16 protein-coding genes are annotated in these 16,598 nt (G+C 65.1%); 4 read left to right on the top strand and 12 right to left on the bottom strand.

Annotated features, from left to right (window positions below):
* Positions 1-17 precede the first annotated feature (17 nt).
* The 3 genes from UNPF46_RS20165 (at position 18) to UNPF46_RS20175 (ending at position 3,379) form a co-directional block, all read left to right on the top strand.
* Positions 18-758 (top strand): SDR family NAD(P)-dependent oxidoreductase, encoded by a 741-nt coding sequence (locus UNPF46_RS20165; RefSeq protein WP_100175654.1) that lies wholly within the window; start codon positions 18-20, stop codon positions 756-758.
* A gap of 78 nt (positions 759-836) precedes the next feature.
* Entirely contained in the window at positions 837-1,985 is a 1,149-nt protein-coding gene (locus UNPF46_RS20170; protein ID WP_142251165.1) for an NHL repeat-containing protein, read from the top strand.
* Between the two features lie 167 nt (positions 1,986-2,152).
* The gene (locus UNPF46_RS20175) at positions 2,153-3,379 is read left to right on the top strand and encodes an ABC transporter substrate-binding protein (RefSeq protein ID WP_142251166.1); all 1,227 of its coding nucleotides are present in this window, start codon (positions 2,153-2,155) and stop codon (positions 3,377-3,379) included.
* Positions 3,380-3,558: 179 nt separating this feature from the next.
* On the opposite strand, the gene UNPF46_RS20185 is transcribed toward UNPF46_RS20175, so the two are convergent.
* The 8 genes from UNPF46_RS20185 to UNPF46_RS20220 all read right to left on the bottom strand — a co-directional run bounded on the left by UNPF46_RS20185 (position 3,559) and on the right by UNPF46_RS20220 (position 12,449).
* Positions 3,559-4,815 carry a TCR/Tet family MFS transporter gene (locus UNPF46_RS20185; RefSeq protein ID WP_142251167.1) on the bottom strand — a complete coding sequence of 419 codons (1,257 nt, stop codon included), beginning with the start codon at positions 4,813-4,815 and terminating at the stop codon, positions 3,559-3,561.
* The gene (gene der, locus UNPF46_RS20190; RefSeq protein ID WP_142251168.1) at positions 4,812-6,197 is read right to left on the bottom strand and encodes a ribosome biogenesis GTPase Der; all 1,386 of its coding nucleotides are present in this window, start codon (positions 6,195-6,197) and stop codon (positions 4,812-4,814) included. Before der ends, UNPF46_RS20185 begins: the two co-directional genes overlap by 4 nt.
* 49 nt (positions 6,198-6,246) lie before the next feature.
* Positions 6,247-6,798 carry a hypothetical protein gene (locus UNPF46_RS20195; protein ID WP_142251169.1) on the bottom strand — a complete coding sequence of 184 codons (552 nt, stop codon included), beginning with the start codon at positions 6,796-6,798 and terminating at the stop codon, positions 6,247-6,249.
* Positions 6,799-6,843: 45 nt separating this feature from the next.
* A complete protein-coding gene (locus tag UNPF46_RS20200) occupies positions 6,844-7,503 on the bottom strand; it encodes a tetratricopeptide repeat protein (RefSeq protein WP_142251170.1) in 660 nt (219 codons plus the stop codon).
* Positions 7,504-7,669: 166 nt separating this feature from the next.
* Positions 7,670-9,262 carry a class I adenylate-forming enzyme family protein gene (locus UNPF46_RS20205; protein WP_142251201.1) on the bottom strand — a complete coding sequence of 531 codons (1,593 nt, stop codon included), beginning with the start codon at positions 9,260-9,262 and terminating at the stop codon, positions 7,670-7,672.
* Between the two features lie 72 nt (positions 9,263-9,334).
* The gene (locus tag UNPF46_RS20210) at positions 9,335-9,919 is read right to left on the bottom strand and encodes an NnrU family protein (protein ID WP_100175646.1); all 585 of its coding nucleotides are present in this window, start codon (positions 9,917-9,919) and stop codon (positions 9,335-9,337) included.
* Positions 9,920-9,989: 70 nt separating this feature from the next.
* Positions 9,990-10,568 (bottom strand): UCP034077 family protein, encoded by a 579-nt coding sequence (locus UNPF46_RS20215; protein WP_142251171.1) that lies wholly within the window; start codon positions 10,566-10,568, stop codon positions 9,990-9,992.
* A gap of 258 nt (positions 10,569-10,826) precedes the next feature.
* Complete coding sequence (locus tag UNPF46_RS20220) at positions 10,827-12,449, bottom strand: peptide chain release factor 3 (RefSeq protein WP_100175644.1); 1,623 nt, start codon at positions 12,447-12,449, stop codon at positions 10,827-10,829.
* 170 nt (positions 12,450-12,619) lie between these two features.
* Here UNPF46_RS20220 and sugE point away from each other — a divergent pair, with 170 nt between their 5' ends.
* Entirely contained in the window at positions 12,620-12,934 is a 315-nt protein-coding gene (gene sugE, locus UNPF46_RS20225; RefSeq protein ID WP_100175643.1) for a quaternary ammonium compound efflux SMR transporter SugE, read from the top strand.
* Here sugE and UNPF46_RS20230 read toward each other — a convergent pair.
* The 4 genes from UNPF46_RS20230 to UNPF46_RS20245 all read right to left on the bottom strand — a co-directional run bounded on the left by UNPF46_RS20230 (position 12,927) and on the right by UNPF46_RS20245 (position 16,587).
* On the bottom strand, positions 12,927-13,934 hold the full coding sequence (locus tag UNPF46_RS20230; protein WP_142251172.1) for an inorganic phosphate transporter: 1,008 nt from the start codon (positions 13,932-13,934) through the stop codon (positions 12,927-12,929). The two genes, sugE and UNPF46_RS20230, sit on opposite strands and share 8 nt — an antisense overlap.
* Before the next feature lie 12 nt (positions 13,935-13,946).
* The gene (locus UNPF46_RS20235) at positions 13,947-14,591 is read right to left on the bottom strand and encodes a DUF47 domain-containing protein (protein WP_100175641.1); all 645 of its coding nucleotides are present in this window, start codon (positions 14,589-14,591) and stop codon (positions 13,947-13,949) included.
* Positions 14,592-14,747: 156 nt separating this feature from the next.
* The gene (locus UNPF46_RS20240) at positions 14,748-15,716 is read right to left on the bottom strand and encodes a branched-chain amino acid ABC transporter permease (RefSeq protein ID WP_142251173.1); all 969 of its coding nucleotides are present in this window, start codon (positions 15,714-15,716) and stop codon (positions 14,748-14,750) included.
* A gap of 1 nt (position 15,717) precedes the next feature.
* Positions 15,718-16,587, bottom strand: a complete 870-nt coding sequence (locus tag UNPF46_RS20245) for a branched-chain amino acid ABC transporter permease (RefSeq protein ID WP_142251174.1) — start codon at positions 16,585-16,587, stop codon at positions 15,718-15,720.
* Positions 16,588-16,598 lie beyond the last annotated feature (11 nt).

A 16,598-nucleotide genomic window follows, 5' to 3' on the forward strand; every position in this document is an offset into this window, starting at 1 on the left:
GCCTGTAAAACCCCGCCATGACAAAACCCCTCGCTGACCGCATCGCTCTCGTCACCGGCGCCTCGCGCGGCATCGGCTTCGCCACGGCCCTCGCGCTGGCGAAGGCCGGCGCGCACATCGTGGCCACTGCGCGCACGCAAGGCGGGCTGGAGGAGCTTGACGACGAGATCCGCAAACTTGGCGGCAGCGCCACCCTGGTGCCGCTCAACCTCACCGATACCGACGGCATCGCGCGTCTCGGCGCCGGCCTGCACGAGCGCTATGGCAAGCTCGACATCCTCGTCGGCAATGCCGGCGTGCTCGGCCCCTCCTCGCCGATCGGTCATATCGAGCTGAAGACCTTCAACGACGTGATGGCCGTCAACGTCTCCGCGAACTTCCAGCTGATCCGCTGCATGGAGCCGCTGCTGAAGCAGTCCGATGCCGGCCGCGCCGTGTTCATCACCTCGGGCGCGGCCAACAAGGCGACCGCCTATGTCAGCCCTTACGCTGCCTCAAAGGCCGCCCTGGAGACGCTGGCGCGCGCCTGGGCGCAGGAGACAGCGAACACGAAGCTGCGCGTCAACCTGTTCAACCCCGGCCCGGTCCGCACCCGCATGCGCGCCACGCTGATGCCGGGCGAAGACCCGGCGACGCTCGACACACCCGAGCAGGTCGCCGAATTCATCGTGCCGATGTGCGCACCCGACTGGACCGAGACCGGCAAGTTCTACGACTACAAGACCCGCACCCTGATGAGCTTCCGCGCGCCGGCCTGATTGACTCGCCTGCCTCCCCGCGTTTGACTGCCCGCGCTCACGCGGCAGCAAGCCGCGAGCCAAAAAAGGGAGGTCGCCATGGCGCCATGGCATGGTCGCGCAGGTCATGCGCGTGCGGTCGAAAAAATCTCTCGCGCTGTCCCCATCCTGATCGCCGCCCTCGCCTTCGTGCTCCCAGGCATGGCGAGAGCCGGCGAAGTCCCGACCTTCGCGGTCGACCCCTCCTGGCCGAAACAGCTGCCCAACAACTGGATCCTCGGCCAGGTCGGCGGCATCACCGTCGATGCGCAGGGCCATATCTGGGTGATCCATCGCCCACGCTCGCTCACCGACGACGAGAAGGGCGCAAGCCTCACTCCGCCGCGCTCGAAATGTTGCGTATCGGCGCCGCCGGTGCTCGAATTCGACGCCGACGGCAATCTGCTGCGATCCTGGGGCGGTCCGGGCCAGGGCTACGAGTGGGTCGGCCGCGAGCACGGCATCGAGGTCGACGAACGCGGCTTCGTCTGGGTCGGCGGCAATGCCGACAACGACAACGCCATCCTGAAGTTCACGCTCGACGGCAAGTTCGTCGCCCAGATCGGCAAGATCGCCCCGAGCCTTGGCAGCAACGACACGACGCAGCTCGGCAAGCCTGCCGAGACCGCGATCGACAGGGAGGCCAACGAGATCTACGTCGCCGACGGCTACGGCAACCGCCGTGTCATCGTGTTCGACGCGACGACGCTCGCCTACAAGCGGCACTGGGGCGCCTACGGCAACAAGCCTGATGACGCCAAGCAGGCGGCCTACGACCCCAAGGCCCCCGTGTCACAACAATTCGGCAATCCCGTCCATTGCGTGAAGCTCGCGAGTGACGGCCTCGTCTATGTCTGCGACCGCATCAACAACCGCATCCAGGTGTTCAAAAAGGACGGCAGCTTCGTGAAGGAGTTCTTCTTCGAGAAGAACACGCTCGGCAACGGCGCGGTGTGGGACATCGCGATCTGGCCCGATCCGAAGCAGACCTGGCTGCTCAGTGCCGACGGCGAAAACAACGAGATCAGGGTGATCAGGCGCGAGGACGGCAGCGTGGTCGGCAGCTTCGGGCATAGCGGCCGCAATGCCGGGCAATTCCACTGGGTGCACGCCATGGCGATCGACGCCGGGGGTAACGTCTATACCGCCGAGGTCGACACCGGAAAGCGCATCCAGAAATTCAAGCTGACCTCGGACGCGCTCAAATAGCGTCTCAACGCATTTTGCACAAAAGTTAACCGACGGATGACGCTACGACGCAGCATCATCCGGCTTTAGGCGCATTGCCGCCGGCGCTGGGACAGGCTAGAGCCATCACAAGGACCAAGACTCCGCAAGAGAGCCGTCCGCATATTTGACAATGGAGGAAACCTTTTATGACGACGACGTTCGCGCGCCGCTCCGCGGCCCTTCTGGCTTGTGCCGCCTTCGGTTTTGCAACATCCGCTTACGCGCAGGACAAGACCGTCAAGATCGGCGTGCTCAACGACATGTCGAGTCTCTATGCCGACATCGGCGGCCCGAACTCCGTGGTCGCGATCAAGATGGCGGTTGAGGATTCCGGCCTGCTCAAGAAGGGCTGGAAGATCGACGTCATCAGCGGCGACCATCAGAACAAGCCCGACGTCGGCGTCAACATCGCCCGGCAGTGGATCGACAACGAGAAGGTCGATGCGATCGCGGATACCCCGAACTCCGGCGTCGCGCTCGCGGTCAGCAACCTCGTCAAGGAAAAGAACGCGGTGCTGCTGAATTCCGGCGCTGCCTCCGCCGACCTGACCGGCAAAGCCTGCACGCCGAACACGATCTCCTACACCTATGACACCTATATGCTGGCCAACGGCACCGGCAAGGCCTTGACCAAGGCCGGCGGCGACAGCTGGTTCTTCCTAACCGCGGATTACGCTTTCGGCCACGCGCTCGAACGCGACACCACGGCGGTCGTGACCGCCAACGGCGGCAAGGTGCTCGGCAGCGTCAAGCATCCGATCAACACCGCGGACTTCTCGTCCTTCCTGCTGCAGGCGCAATCGTCCAAGGCCAAGGTCGTGGGGCTTGCCAATGCCGGCGGCGACACCACGAACTCGATCAAGCAGGCGGCCGAATTCGGCATCGTCTCCGCCGGCCAGAAGCTCGCGGCGCTGCTGCTGTTCATCAACGACGTGCACTCGCTGGGCCTGAAGACCGCCCAGGGCCTGACCTTCACCGAATCGTTTTACTGGGATCTGAACGACAAGACCCGCGAATGGTCCAAGCGCTTCTCGGCGCTCGCCAGCAAGAACGCGATGCCGTCGATGACCCAGGCCGGCAATTACGCGATGGTGCTGCACTATCTGAAGGCGATGGACGCGCTCGGCGGCAATCCCCATGATGGCGCCAAGGTCGTCGCCAAGATGAAGGAGCTGCCGACCGACGATCCGCTGTTCGGCAATGGCCCGCTACGCCAGGACGGCCGCCGCCTCATCCCCGCTTACCTGTTCGAGGTGAAGAAGCCCGAGGAGTCGAAGGGACCGTGGGACTATTACAAGCAGATCGCCACGATCTCGGCGGAAGACGCAGCCAAGCCGCTCAAGGACAGCGATTGTCCGCTGGTGAAGAAGTAACTGCGTAGCGGTCGCGCATACCCACCGACATCATGCCCGGGCTTGTCCCGGGCATTTTCGCTGCTGGGCTCCAAAAACGCTGCCGGGTGGGCAAAGCGAAGCGTGCCCACGACTTGCCTGCGATCCGCGAGAGATGGTGGGCACGGCGCTTGCGCGCCTTTGCCACCCTACGAGACCGTCTACGAAACCGTCTTCGTCGCACCCAGCGTCCGCACCGCGATCGCCACGCAGACCACCATCAGCATCGCCGCAAGCAGGAACGGCGCGCCGGGCAGATGCAGCGGCGCGCTGACGCCGATGAAATAGGAAAAGGTCAGCGTGAACAGGAACGGGCCGACGAGCTGCGAGACGCTCTGCACGCTCGCAGTCGCGCCCTGGAGCTGACCCTGCTGATCGGGCGCGACCAGCCGCGTCATCAGCGCTTGCGAGGCGGCACCCGAGATGCCCCATAGCGCCAGAATGGGAATCCCGATCCAGGAGAGCGGCCCGGTCGGCGCAGCGCCGAGGACCAAGAAGCCGAGCGCGCCACAACACAGGCCGATCAGCAGCGCGTTTCGCTCGCCGAGCACGCGCACGATGGGGCCGATCGCGAGCCCCTGCACCACCATGGCGCAGATCCCGACCATCGCCAGCGTCAATCCCACGGTCTTGGAATCCCAGCCGTAGCGATAGGTCGCATAGAGTACGAAGGTCGAGGGCAGCACGACATGGGCGACCTGCGCGATGAAATTGACGACGGACAACGCGGCAAGCATCGCATTGGAGCGCAGCAGGCGGAGCGCACCGACCGGACTGGCGCTCCTCCAGCGGAACGGCGCGCGCTTGTCGGGCGCGAGCGATTCCGGCAGGACGAATAGCCCATACAGCGCATTGGCGAAGCTGAGGGTGGCCGACGCCCAGAACGGCAGCCGCGGATCGATGTCGCCGAGCAGGCCACCCAGCGCTGGCCCGAGGATGAAGCCGGCGCCGAAGGCTGCGCCAATCCGGCCGAACACCGCCGCGCGCCGCTCCGGCGGCGTGATGTCGGCGATATAGGCAAACGCAGTCGAGATGCTCGCCGAGGTGATGCCGGAGATGACGCGGCCGACGAACAGCCAGACCAGCGACGGCGCCAGTGCCATCAGCACATAGTCGGCAGCGAGCCCGAAATTCGACAGCAGCACCACCGGCCGCCGCCCGAAACGATCCGACAGCGCCCCGAGCAGCGGCGAGAACACGAACTGCATCAAGGCCCAGGCCGTGCCGAACAGGCCGAAGATGCGGGCCGCATGCGCGGTGTCGTTGTCGACGAAGCTTTCAATCAGCTTGGGCAGGATCGGCATGATCACGCCGAGCGCGAGCATGTCGAGCAGGATGGTGACGAAGATGAAGGCGACGGCACCACGCCGGACGGGCGCAGCGCTCTGCGCTGTCACCTCGCCGGCGCCCTCGCTCACGACGGCCGCTTGCGCTTGTGCGCGAAGGGATTGGCCTTCTCGCGCAAGGTGATGCGCACCGGCGTGCCCGGCAGATCGAAAGTCTCGCGCATCGAATTGGTGAGGTAGCGCAAATAGGACTGCGGCACCGCGTCGGCGCGCGAGCAGAACAGCACGAAGCTCGGCGGGCGTGCCTTGTTCTGCGTGATGTAGTTCAGCTTCAGCCTGCGGCCGGACACCGCGGGCGGCGGATTGGCCTGGATCGCCTGCTCGAACCAGCGATTGAGCGCCGAGGTCGGCACGCGCCTGTTCCAGACCGCGTAGGCGTCTTGGATCGCCTGCATCATGCGGTCGATGCCCTCGCCCATCAGGCCCGAGACGGCGACGATCGGCACGCCCTTGACCTGCGGCAGCCAATGGTCGGCGTCGCGGCGGAGGCCGGAGATGGCACCGCCACCCTTGGTCTCCATAAGGTCCCATTTGTTGACGGCGAGCACGACCGCCCGGCCCTCGCGCTCGATCAGATCGGCAATGCGCAGATCCTGCTCCTCGAAGCGGTTCTGCGAGTCCATCACCAGCACGACGACTTCGGCAAAGCGCACCGCGCGGAGCGCGTCGGCGACCGAAAGCTTTTCCAGCTTCTCCTCGATGCGCGAACGTCGGCGGAGACCTGCGGTGTCGAACACGCGGAAATCGCGGCCCTTCCAGTTGATCTCGACCGCGATGGAATCCCGCGTGGTCCCGGCCTCCGGGCTCGTCAGCAGCCGCTCCTCGCCGAGCAGATGGTTGATCAGCGTCGACTTGCCGGCGTTGGGCCGGCCGACGATGGCAACACGGATCGGACGCGTCGCGGCCTCCTCCTCCGTGAGCGGCGCGCCCTCGTCGTCGTCCTCGTCCGCGTCGACGGGCTCCGGCATCAGCTTGGCGAGCGCGTCGTAGAGTTCGCCCATGCCCTCGCCGTGCTCGGCCGAGATCTGGATGGGATCGCCGAGGCCGAGCGCGAAGGCTTCCATCGCGCCGGCATCGCCATGCTTGCCCTCGCTTTTGTTGGCGACCAGCAGCACCGGCTTGTTGGCCTTACGGGCGAAATCGGCGAAGGCGCGGTCGGTGGGCGTGAGGCCGATGCGGGCGTCGATGACGAAGAACAGCGCATCGGCCTGCGCAATCGCGGCCTCGGTCTGCTCCTGCATCCGCGCGGTCAGCGAGCCCTTGGCGCCCTCGTCGAGGCCGGCGGTATCGATGATGGTGAACTCGAGGTCGCCGAGCCTCGCCTCGCCCTCGCGGCGATCGCGGGTGACGCCCGGCAGGTCATCGACGAGCGCGAGCTTCTGTCCGACCAAACGGTTGAACAGCGTCGATTTGCCGACATTGGGCCGGCCGATAATGGCTATCGTGAAGGACATCGGTCATTCGTGCGCTGCGAGGGCCGCGCCTGTCAATGCAGTGAAAAAACTAGCGCGAGAAGCTGCCGCTCGGCAGCGGCGCCGGGAAGCCGCCCTGCGTCTGCTGCTGCGTGGTCTGGGTCGGTTGCGCCTGCTGGACCGGCTGGTCCGGCGGCGGTGCGGTGGTGCGCTTGCGGACGATCTTGTGCTTGGGGGGCGGAGCGGCCGTGGCCGGCGCCGCCTCCGGCTGGGCCTCGCCGTCGACCTCGCCGGCGGGCGCCTCCGCCGGCGCAACGGCTGCAGCGGCCGGCTGTCTTGTGTGCTTCGCCCTGGCCCCCTTCGCCGGCTTGGCCGGCTCGGGCGGCGGCTCCGCAGGCAATGCCGCCACCGCAGGCGCATTCGGGTCGGGCTGCTGCTGCGCGCCCTTGTACAGATCCTTCGGCACGCCCTGCTCGAGGCCGGGGACACCTTCCGGGAAGACCGGCTTGCGGTCGCCCGGCAGCTTCTTCTTGGTGTCGAGGAAGTCGAGCATGTCGCTTGGATCGAAGCTGGAGCAGCCGCCCAGGACGCCCGTGAAGGCGATCAGGACGGCGGCTGCGATCAAGCGTGGCGTGCGGCGCATCTTGTGTCTCGTTTACGTCAGAGAACCGTCGTCAGCTGTTCTTGCTCAGCTCTTGGCGACGGGCGGAAGCAGAGCCTGGAGCGCCTCGGCGCGCGAGCGCAGGCCGGGCGGTGTCTCGCCGTCCTCGGCGATCGCGTCGAGCCACTTGCGGGCCGCGGTCATGTCGCTGTTGCGCCAAGCCGACAGTGCAAGCATCTCGCGGGCGCTGTGGCGGAAGGTGGACTTGGACTTGGGCGCTGCAGAGGGCTCCAGCCGCTGCTGCATGTCGGCATAGGACGCGCTGTCGAGCAGCAGGCCGGCGGCGCGGATCTTCGCCAGATCCTGCCACTCACCGCCCACGCCGCGATCGGCAGCAATGTCGTCATACATTTTCGCGGCAGCCTTGGCATCGCGGGGCGCCGCCTCGGCCGCGGCGCGCAGCCGCGCCAGGGTGCGATAACCCGACGGCGCCTTGGCGGCGAGCTCGGTGAAGGCAGCTTCCGCCTCGGCGTGCTTGCCCTGCTCGGACAGCTCGGCGGCCTTCTCGAAGACGGCGCCGGCCTCGGCGGCCTTCTTGGCCTCCAGATATTGATAACCGCGCCAGCCGCCGACAGCGGCCACGATCAGCACCATCAGGGCGATGAAGTAGATCGAATACTTGTCCCACAGCTTCTTGAGCTGTTCGCGACGTACTTCTTCGTCGACTTCGTCAAATAATTCAGACACTTATGCTAATCCCATGCCCGGCCGGGTGCGCGCGCCGAAGCGTCCGCGTCAGGAATCCCGTCCCCCACGTGGCGGCGAGGTACCCTAACGATATGGCGCTGGCAAGGCAAAGCGAGCCCGATCAAGGCGTTAACCACCCGGGAGAGCCCGGATGGACCTGCCCGGCTCAGGCCCCCAACAGCTCCCGCAACTGCCGCTTCAGCACTTTGCCATTGGCATTGCGCGGCAGCGGGTCGGCCGTGATCGCCAGGGTTTCGGGAACCTTGTAGTCGGACAGACGCTCGGCGCACCACGCCCGCAGGTCCGCGTCCGCCACCGGTCCGCGCGTCACCACCACGGCGTGGACGCGTTCGCCCAGCACCGGGCAGGCCTTCGCGATGATCGCACTCTCGACCACGGCGGGATGCCCGGCCAGCACGGATTCGACCTCGGCCGAATAGATCTTCAGGCCGCCGCGATTGATCATATCCTTCTGCCGGTCGAACACGCGGACAAAGCCCTGCGCATCGACCGAGCCGAGATCGCCCGAGTGCCAGAATCCGCTGGTGAAGCTTTCGGCGGTGGCCTTTGGATTGTTCCAATAGCCCTTGATGACGGAGGCGCCCTGGATCCAGAGCTCGCCGATCTCGCCGCGCGGCAGCTCGCGGCCATCAGGATCCATCGCAACGATGCGCGCGCCGGGGCACGGCAGTCCGACGCTGTCGATGTGGCTCTCGGTCAGCTCGCCCGGCATGATCGTCGAGGGGGACGTCGTCTCGGTCGCGCCGTAGCAGTTCATCAGCTTCAGGCCGGGAATCTTCGCCTTGAGCTTCTCGATGGTGGCAACCGGCATCGGCGCGCCGCCAAAGCCGCCGATGCGCCAGCTCGACAGATCATAGCTGTCGAAATCGGGCTGCAGCAGACAGAGATTGTACATCGCCGGCACCATCACGGTGTAGGTGACACGCTCGCGCGCGGCGAGCTTGAGATAATCGGCCGCCTTGAACTCCGGCATGATGATCAGCGCGCCGGCGCAGCGGATCATGGTCGTGATGTTGGCGACGACGCCGGTGACATGGCCGAGCGGCACTGCGGCGATCGACCGGTCCGCCTGCGTCAATCGCAGGCAGGACACGAACACCATCGAGGAATGGACGATGTTGCAATGGGCCAGCATCGCGCCCTTCGGCTTGCCCGTGGTGCCCGACGTGTAGAGGATCATCGCGGTGTCCTCCTCGCTCACCTCGACCGGCGCCGGCGCCGGGGCGTTGTCTGCGAGCGCGGCGAAGTGCGAGCGCGCCGGATCGTCGTCGACGGCGATGCGGCGGATCAGATCAGGCACATCCTGCGCGTCGGGCAGCCGCTCGGCGAGCGAGGCTTCATGGACCAGGATCTTCGCGCCGCAATCGGTCAGCACATAGGCGATCTCCGGCTTCTGCTGGCGCGTGCTGAGCAGCACCGTGACGAGCCCCTCATGCGCGGCGGCGAACAGCAGCAGCGGAAATTCGATGCGATTGCCGAGCAGGATCGCGACGCGATCGCCGCGCTGCAATCCCAACTTGCGAAAACCCGCGGCGATCCGACTCGCCTGCTCCACGGCCTGCCGCCAGCTCAGCCGGACATTGCCTGCGATCAAGGCCTCGCCATCGCCATTGCGGGCGCAGGCGTCCGCGATCATCGCCCACAGGCTCGCCGGCCGGTCGCAAAAGGCCGGCACCACCCGATCGCCGAACCGCGCCTCGAGCCGCATCGGCGGGATCTGAGATTGCGACCAGTCCATCGAAACGCCCTCGGCTTGTTGTGTTCTCACCTTCCGCGCACGGATATCCCGATCAGGTCTTGTGCCGACCGGCTAGACGCCGATCACGGGAACGCCAATCACGACCGGATGGAACGCGAACGCCAGCGCGAGATAGGCGACGATGCCAACTGCGACGGCGATCAGATCGTTGGTGACCCCACCGACCGGGATCGGCGGTCCGCCGGCGTCGGTGCGATGCTTCAGCGAGATGCGGTCATAGACCGCCCAGCCCAGGAACGAGCCGAACAGGATCATGGAGCCGAGATCGCCATTGGCCAAAAGATGCGCCGCCGCCCACAGCTTGATACCGGCCAGCATCGGATGCTTCAGCGTCGCGTAGATGCGACCGCGCAAATAGGAGGCGACCACCATGATCACCGCGGGCAGCATCAAGGCGATCGTGATGTGCTTCATCGCCTTCGGCGGATACCAGACGTCGATCCAGCCGGAGCTGCGGTAATGGGCAAAGCCCCAGATGATCAGCGCGAGCCCCGCGAACGAGACCAGCGCGTAGAGGATCTTGTAAGTCCCCTCGCCCAGCTTCGCGATCGCCTGCGCGCGCGCGTCTCGTTTCGTTGTGAAAACATGGGTGGCAAAGAACAGCACCAACCCCAGGATCATGACCAGCAGACCCACGACATCCTCCCCGCAAAGCAGCCCCCGGCTCTGAGGTATCATCGATTGACCGCCGGTCGCAACTGATGCGCTACTGACCAATCTGCCGGTTGTCGACGTAGCGGATCGCGATCGGCCGCCCCGCCAGGGCACCACCGAGGTTACTGGTGAATTTCAGCGGTAGACAGGCCTTCAACGATGAATTGATCGCATTGAGATAGCTGGTGCGGATATCCGCCGGCACGCCCGCCGTTGCAAAGGTCAATCGCGGCGGCCCGATCAGGCCGCCCGCCTTGTTGAAGCTGAAGCGCACCGCCATCTGCATGCCCGCCCTCGCATTGTCCGCCGGCGGTGACCAGCAGGTGCGCAACTCGGCGAAGAGGTCGCCGATCGTGTCGAGATCGTGATCCGGCTTCCGGTATTTGGCGCGATCGGCCTCGGACGGCACGCTTTCGATCGTCAGCTGAAGATTTTGCCCATAGGGATAGTCTATCTCGGGGATACAGGGGCCGGGCTCGAGCGGGCTGCAATAGGACGGTGTGCAGGGTCGGCCGTCGAGCACGCTGCACGGCTCATGCGCGAACGGGATCGGATTGATCTGGCGCGGGCGCGCGTCCGCGGCGATCGCTGATGTCGCCAGCAGGAAGAGAACAAGGAAGCCGCGCCACATGGAATGAACTCGGTGTCACACGAGTGAAGGTGGCATTGTCCATGAACGCGTCAAGTCCACGCGTGTTCACATGCCCGCGCCGTCATCCTCCGGTTTGACCGGACCTGATTGAATCGACGGGCTGCGGCGTACTGGATTCCCCGCCGGAGCCTGTCATCGGGCTCGCCGAAAGCGAGACCCGGTGGCGGGGAATGACAGCGGAGGGTGAGGTCGGCGGCGGAGCCTATTGCCGCGGAGGCCACGCCGGCAGCGCGCGCCCTACCCCTTCTTCTTGACGTCCTTGACGTTGGTGAACTCGATGCCCTCGGCGCGCTCCTTGGTGTAGCCGAGATAGAACTCGTTCCGTGCCAGATAAACGGGATCGCCGTCGACGTCGTCGGCGATGCTGGAGGTGTTGGCGGCGATGAAGGCATCGAGCTTCTTGCGGTCCTCCGAGGAGACCCAGCGCGCCAGCTGGAACTCGCTGACTTCGAACTCGACCGGCAGGGAATATTCCGCCTCCAGCCGCGCCTTCAGCACGTCGAGCTGCAGCGCGCCGACCACGCCGACCAGCGCCGGTGCGCCGTCGCGCGGGCGGAACACCTGCACCACGCCCTCTTCCGACATCTGCTGCAGCGCTTCCTTCAGCTTCTTCGCCTTCATCGCGTCGGTGAGACGCACGCGGCGGACGATTTCCGGCGCGAAGCTCGGCACGCCGACGAAGTTGAAATCCTCGCCTTCGGTCAGGGTGTCGCCGATGCGCAGCGTGCCGTGATTGGGAATGCCGACGACGTCGCCGGCAAAGGCTTCGTCGGCGACCGAGCGGTCCTGGGCGAAGAAGAATTGCGGGCTCGACAGCGGCATGCTCTTGCCGGTACGCACCAGCTTGGCCTTCATGCCGCGGCTGAGCTTGCCCGAGCAGAGGCGCGCGAAGGCGATGCGGTCGCGATGGTTCGGATCCATGTTGGCCTGGATCTTGAACACGAAGGCGCTCATGCGTGGATCGGTCGCCTCGACCTTGCGCTGGTCGCTGTCCTGCGCGCGCGGCTCGGGCGCGAACTTGCCGAGACCTTCCAGCAAATCGCCGACGCCGAAATTGCGCAGCGCGCTGCCGAAATAGACCGGCGTCAGATGTCCCTCGCGGAACGCTTCGAGCTCGAACGGTTTGGAGGCCTCGGTGACGAGCTCGAGCTCGTCTTTTACCGCCGAGACATCGAGATTGGCATTGAGCTTGGCCAGTTCCTCGATCTCGATCTGCTGCGCCGCGCCGGTCTTGGCGCCGCCGCCTTCGAGCAGGCGCACGCCGCCATTGACGACGTCATAGGTGCCGAGGAAGTCACGACCGCGGCCGACCGGCCAGGTCATCGGCGTGGTGTCGAGCGCCAGCGTCTTCTCGATCTCGTCGAGCAGCTCGAACACGTCGCGGCTCTCGCGGTCCATCTTGTTGATGAACGTGATGATCGGGATGTCGCGCAGGCGGCAAACCTCGAACAGCTTTCGGGTGCGCGCCTCGATGCCCTTGGCGGCGTCGATCACCATGACCGCGGAGTCCACCGCCGTCAGGGTGCGATAGGTGTCTTCCGAAAAGTCCTCGTGGCCCGGCGTGTCCAGCAGGTTGAACACGAGGCCTTCGAACTCGAAGGTCATCACCGAGGTCACGACCGAGATGCCGCGCTCGCGTTCGATCTTCATCCAGTCCGAGCGCGTGTTTCGCCGCTCGCCCTTGGCCTTGACCTGGCCGGCGAGATTGATGGCGCCGCCGAACAGCAGCAGCTTCTCGGTCAGGGTGGTCTTGCCGGCGTCAGGATGCGAGATGATCGCAAAAGTCCGCCGCCGCGCCACTTCAGCGGCAAGCGGGGAACGGGCCGGCGATTCGGCGGTGGTGGCGGCGATGTCGGACATGGCGGGAGCGTTTGGCAGGGAAACTGGGCCTGATCAAGCCTCATTTGGTGATTGCGGAGCCTTCCGGCCAGCCCCATATCGGATCTGATAAAATAGTCTTGGGAGGGACGGCCCTCCTGCTCATCAGCATCTGCCTGCGGGGACGGCCCTGCCGTGAATGGAGGGTCGTCATGGCCTGGAGCATCCTGTTCGTCGCCGGCCTTCTCGAAATCACCTGGGCGATCGGCCTGAAATATACCGAGGGATTTACCAAGCTCGTTCCCTCCGTCGTCACGCTCGCGGCCATGGCCGGCAGCGTCATCCTGCTCGGCCTCGCCCTCAAAACGCTGCCCGTCGGAACCGCCTATGCGGTCTGGACCGGCATCGGCGCGGTCGGTACCGCGACGCTGGGCATCATCCTGTTCGGGGAGCCGGCCACGGCGCTCCGCCTCGCCAGCATCGGGCTGATCGTGGCCGGGATCGTCGGGCTGAAGCTCGTTACCTGACGAAGAGCTGGACCGCCCACCAGGTCAGCGCCGCGACGATGGCCGAGGCCGGGATCGTGATCACCCAGGCATAGACGATCGAGCTTGCCACGTTCCAGCGCACGGCCGAGACGCGCCGCGCCGCGCCGACGCCGACGATGGCGCCGGTGATGGTGTGGGTGGTCGAGACGGGAACCCCGAGATAGGTCGCCATGAACAGGGTCGCGGCGCCCCCCGTCTCGGCGCAAAAGCCCTGCATCGGCGTCAATTTCGTGATGCGCAGTCCCATGGTGCGGACGATGCGCCAGCCTCCCATCAGCGTGCCCAGCGCCATCGCCGCCTGGCAGGACAGCACCACCCAGAAAGGCACCGAAAAGTCGCTGCCGAGATGGCCCTGCGAATACAGCAGCACCGCGATGATGCCCATGGTCTTTTGCGCGTCATTGCCGCCATGGCCGAGCGAATAAAGCGAGGCGGAGGCAAATTGCAGGATGCGGAAGGCGCGGTCGACCGCAAACGGCGTCGAGCGCACCGAGGCCCAGGACACGATCGCAACCAGCATCATCGCGAGCAGGAAGCCGACCAGCGGCGACAGCACGATCGCCAGCACCGTCTTGGTCAAGCCGCTCCACACCGCCGCGGAGATGCCGGCCTTGGCCATGCCGCCGCCGACGAGCCCGCCGATCAGCGCATGCGAGGACGAGGACGGGATGCCCAGCGCCCAGGTCACGAGGTTCCAGACGATGGCGCCGACCAGCGCCGCGAAGATCACCTGGGCATCGACGATCGCGGGATCGATGATGCCGGTGCCGATGGTCTGGGCGACGTGCAGCCCGAACACCATGAAGGCGACGAAATTGAAGAACGCAGCCCAGAACACCGCGAATTGGGGCCGCAGCACGCGGGTCGAGACGATGGTCGCGATCGAATTGGCCGCGTCGTGCAGGCCGTTCAGGAAATCGAACAGCAGCGCGACGGCGATCAAGCCGACCAGGACGGGAAGACCCAACGCGGCATCCACGGCAACCCCGCCCTAAACTTGTTCGATGACGATGCTGTTGATCTCGTTCGCGACGTCGTCGAAGCGATCGGCCACCTTCTCGAGGTGGTCGTAGATCTCGACGCCGACGATGAAATCCATCGCATTGCCTTCGCGATGCTTGAGGAACAGTTCCTTCAGCCCGATGTCATGGAGATCGTCGACGCGGCCCTCCAGCTTGCCGAGCTCTTCCGTGATGGCGGTCAGCATGGCCACGTTCGGGCCGATCGACTGCATCAGCGGCAGCGCACGGCCGACCAGATTGGCGCATTCGATCAGAAGTCCGCCGATCTCGCGCATCGGCGGCTCGAAGCTGCGGACCTCGAACAGCATCACGGCCTTGGCCGTCTGCTGCATCTGGTCGATGGCGTCGTCCATCGACGTGATGAGGTTCTTGATATCGCCACGGTCGAACGGGGTGATGAAGGTGCGGCGCACCGCCGTCAGCACCTCACGGGTGATGTTGTCGGCATCGTTCTCGAACTGGTTGACGCGCTGGCAATAGACCGGCGTCTCCTCGCCTCCGTTGAGCATGCCCTGCAGCGCGATCGACCCCTGGATCACCGTCTGGATATGCCGATCGAACAGGTCGAAGAACCGTTCTTCCTTGGGCAGGAACGCGCGAAACCATCGCATCATGGGGATAGGCTACCGGTTGGAAATGGCCCGGCCCGTCAGGGCCGTCATGAAACTGTCATAGACCATTTTCGATCCGCGTGCGTGTCATCTCACGCCCGCGGAGCCGGATCATCCACCGGATTATCGTGCCAGTAAAACTGGCGAGATATCAATGATTTAGAGTGATCGTCGGAAGTAATGCGCGATTTCGCCGATGACGCCGCGGCGGAAGGTGAGCACGCAGATCACGAAGATCGAGCCCTGGATCACCGTCACCCACTGGCCGAAGCCGGCGAGGTATTGCTGCATGGCGATGATCACGAAGGCGCCGACCACGGGACCGAAAATGGTGCCGAGGCCGCCGACCAGCGTCATCAGCACGACCTCGCCCGACATCGACCAATGCACGTCGGTGAGCGAGGCGTTCTGCGCCACGAACACTTTCAGGGCGCCGGCGAAGCCGGCCAGCGTCCCGGACAGCACGAAGGCCAGGAACTTGTACTGGTCGGTCCGGTAGCCGAGCGAAATCGCGCGCGGCTCGTTCTCGCGGATCGCCTTCAGGACTTCGCCGAACGGCGAGTTGATGATGCGGAAGATCAAGAGGAAGCCGGCGAGGAACCCGACCAGCACGACGTAATAGAGCACCGTCGGTTTGGAGAGATCGAACACGCCGAACATGTGTCCCTGCGGGATGCCCTGGATGCCGTCCTCACCGTGGGTGAACGGGGCCTGGAGGTAGATGAAGTACAGGAGCTGTGACAGAGCCAGCGTGATCATCGAGAAATAGATGCCCTGGCGGCGGATCGAGATATAGCCGGTGATGATCGAGAGCACGAAAGCACCGGCGATGCCGACGAGGATGCCGAGCTCCGGCGGCAACGCCCACACCTTCAGCGCATGCGCGCTGCAATAGCCGGCCGTCCCTAAGAACATCGCGTGGCCGAACGACAGCAGGCCGCCATAGCCGATCAGCAGATTGAAGGCGCAGGCGAGCAGCGCGAAACACAGCGCCTGCATCACGAAGAACGGGTAGACTCCCGTGAATGGCACCGAGGCCAGCAGCAGCGCCATCACCACGAATACGATCATCTCGTCGCGCATTGCACGCGGGGTCACCGGCAGCGCGTCGTCCGTCAAGGCTGTCATATCAGGCCGCCCTTCCCGTCAATCCCGTTGGCTTCACCAAGAGCACCAGCACCATCAGCACGAACACGACGGTGTTGGAGGCCTCGGGGTAGAAATATTTGGTCAGACCCTCGATCACGCCGAGCGCGAAGCCGGTGATGATCGAGCCCATGATCGATCCCATGCCGCCGATCACGACCACCGCGAACACCACGATGATGAGGTCGGCGCCCATCAGCGGCCGCACCTGGTTGATCGGCGCCGAGAGCACGCCGGCGAGCGCGGCAAGTCCGACGCCGAGACCGTAAGTGAGCGTGATCATGCGCGGCACGTTGACACCGAAGGCCCGCACCAGCGTCGGGTTTTCGGTGGCGGCGCGCAGGTAGGCGCCGAGCCGGGTCTTCTCGATCAGGAACCAGGTGGCGATACAGACGATCAGGGAAAACACGACGACCCAGCCGCGATAGACCGGCAGGAACATGAAGCCGAGATTCATGCCGCCCTTGAGCTGGTCCGGAATGGCGTAAGGCAGGCCGGACGATCCAAAGTAGTTCTGGAACACGCCCTGCACGATCAGCGCAATGCCGAAGGTCAGCAGCAGGCCGTAGAGGTGATCGAGCCCCGTCAGCCATTGCAGCATGGTCCGTTCCAGGATCATGCCGAAGATGCCGACGACAATCGGAGCGATGATCAATGCCGGCCAGTAGCCGATACTGAGATAATCGTTGTTCAGCAGGAAATAGGCGACGAAGGCGCCCATCATGTAGAGCGCGCCATGGGCGAAATTGATGATGTTGAGCATGCCGAAGATCACGGCAAGCCCGAGACTGAGCAGCGCGTAGAACGAGCCGTTGATCAATCCCACCAGTAGCTGAGCGTATAGAGCCTGCATCGATCCCGCAC

Origin of the sequence: Bradyrhizobium sp. UNPF46, assembly GCF_006658625.1 — a bacterium.
Taxonomy (GTDB): Bacteria; Pseudomonadota; Alphaproteobacteria; order Rhizobiales; family Xanthobacteraceae; genus Bradyrhizobium; species Bradyrhizobium nitroreducens.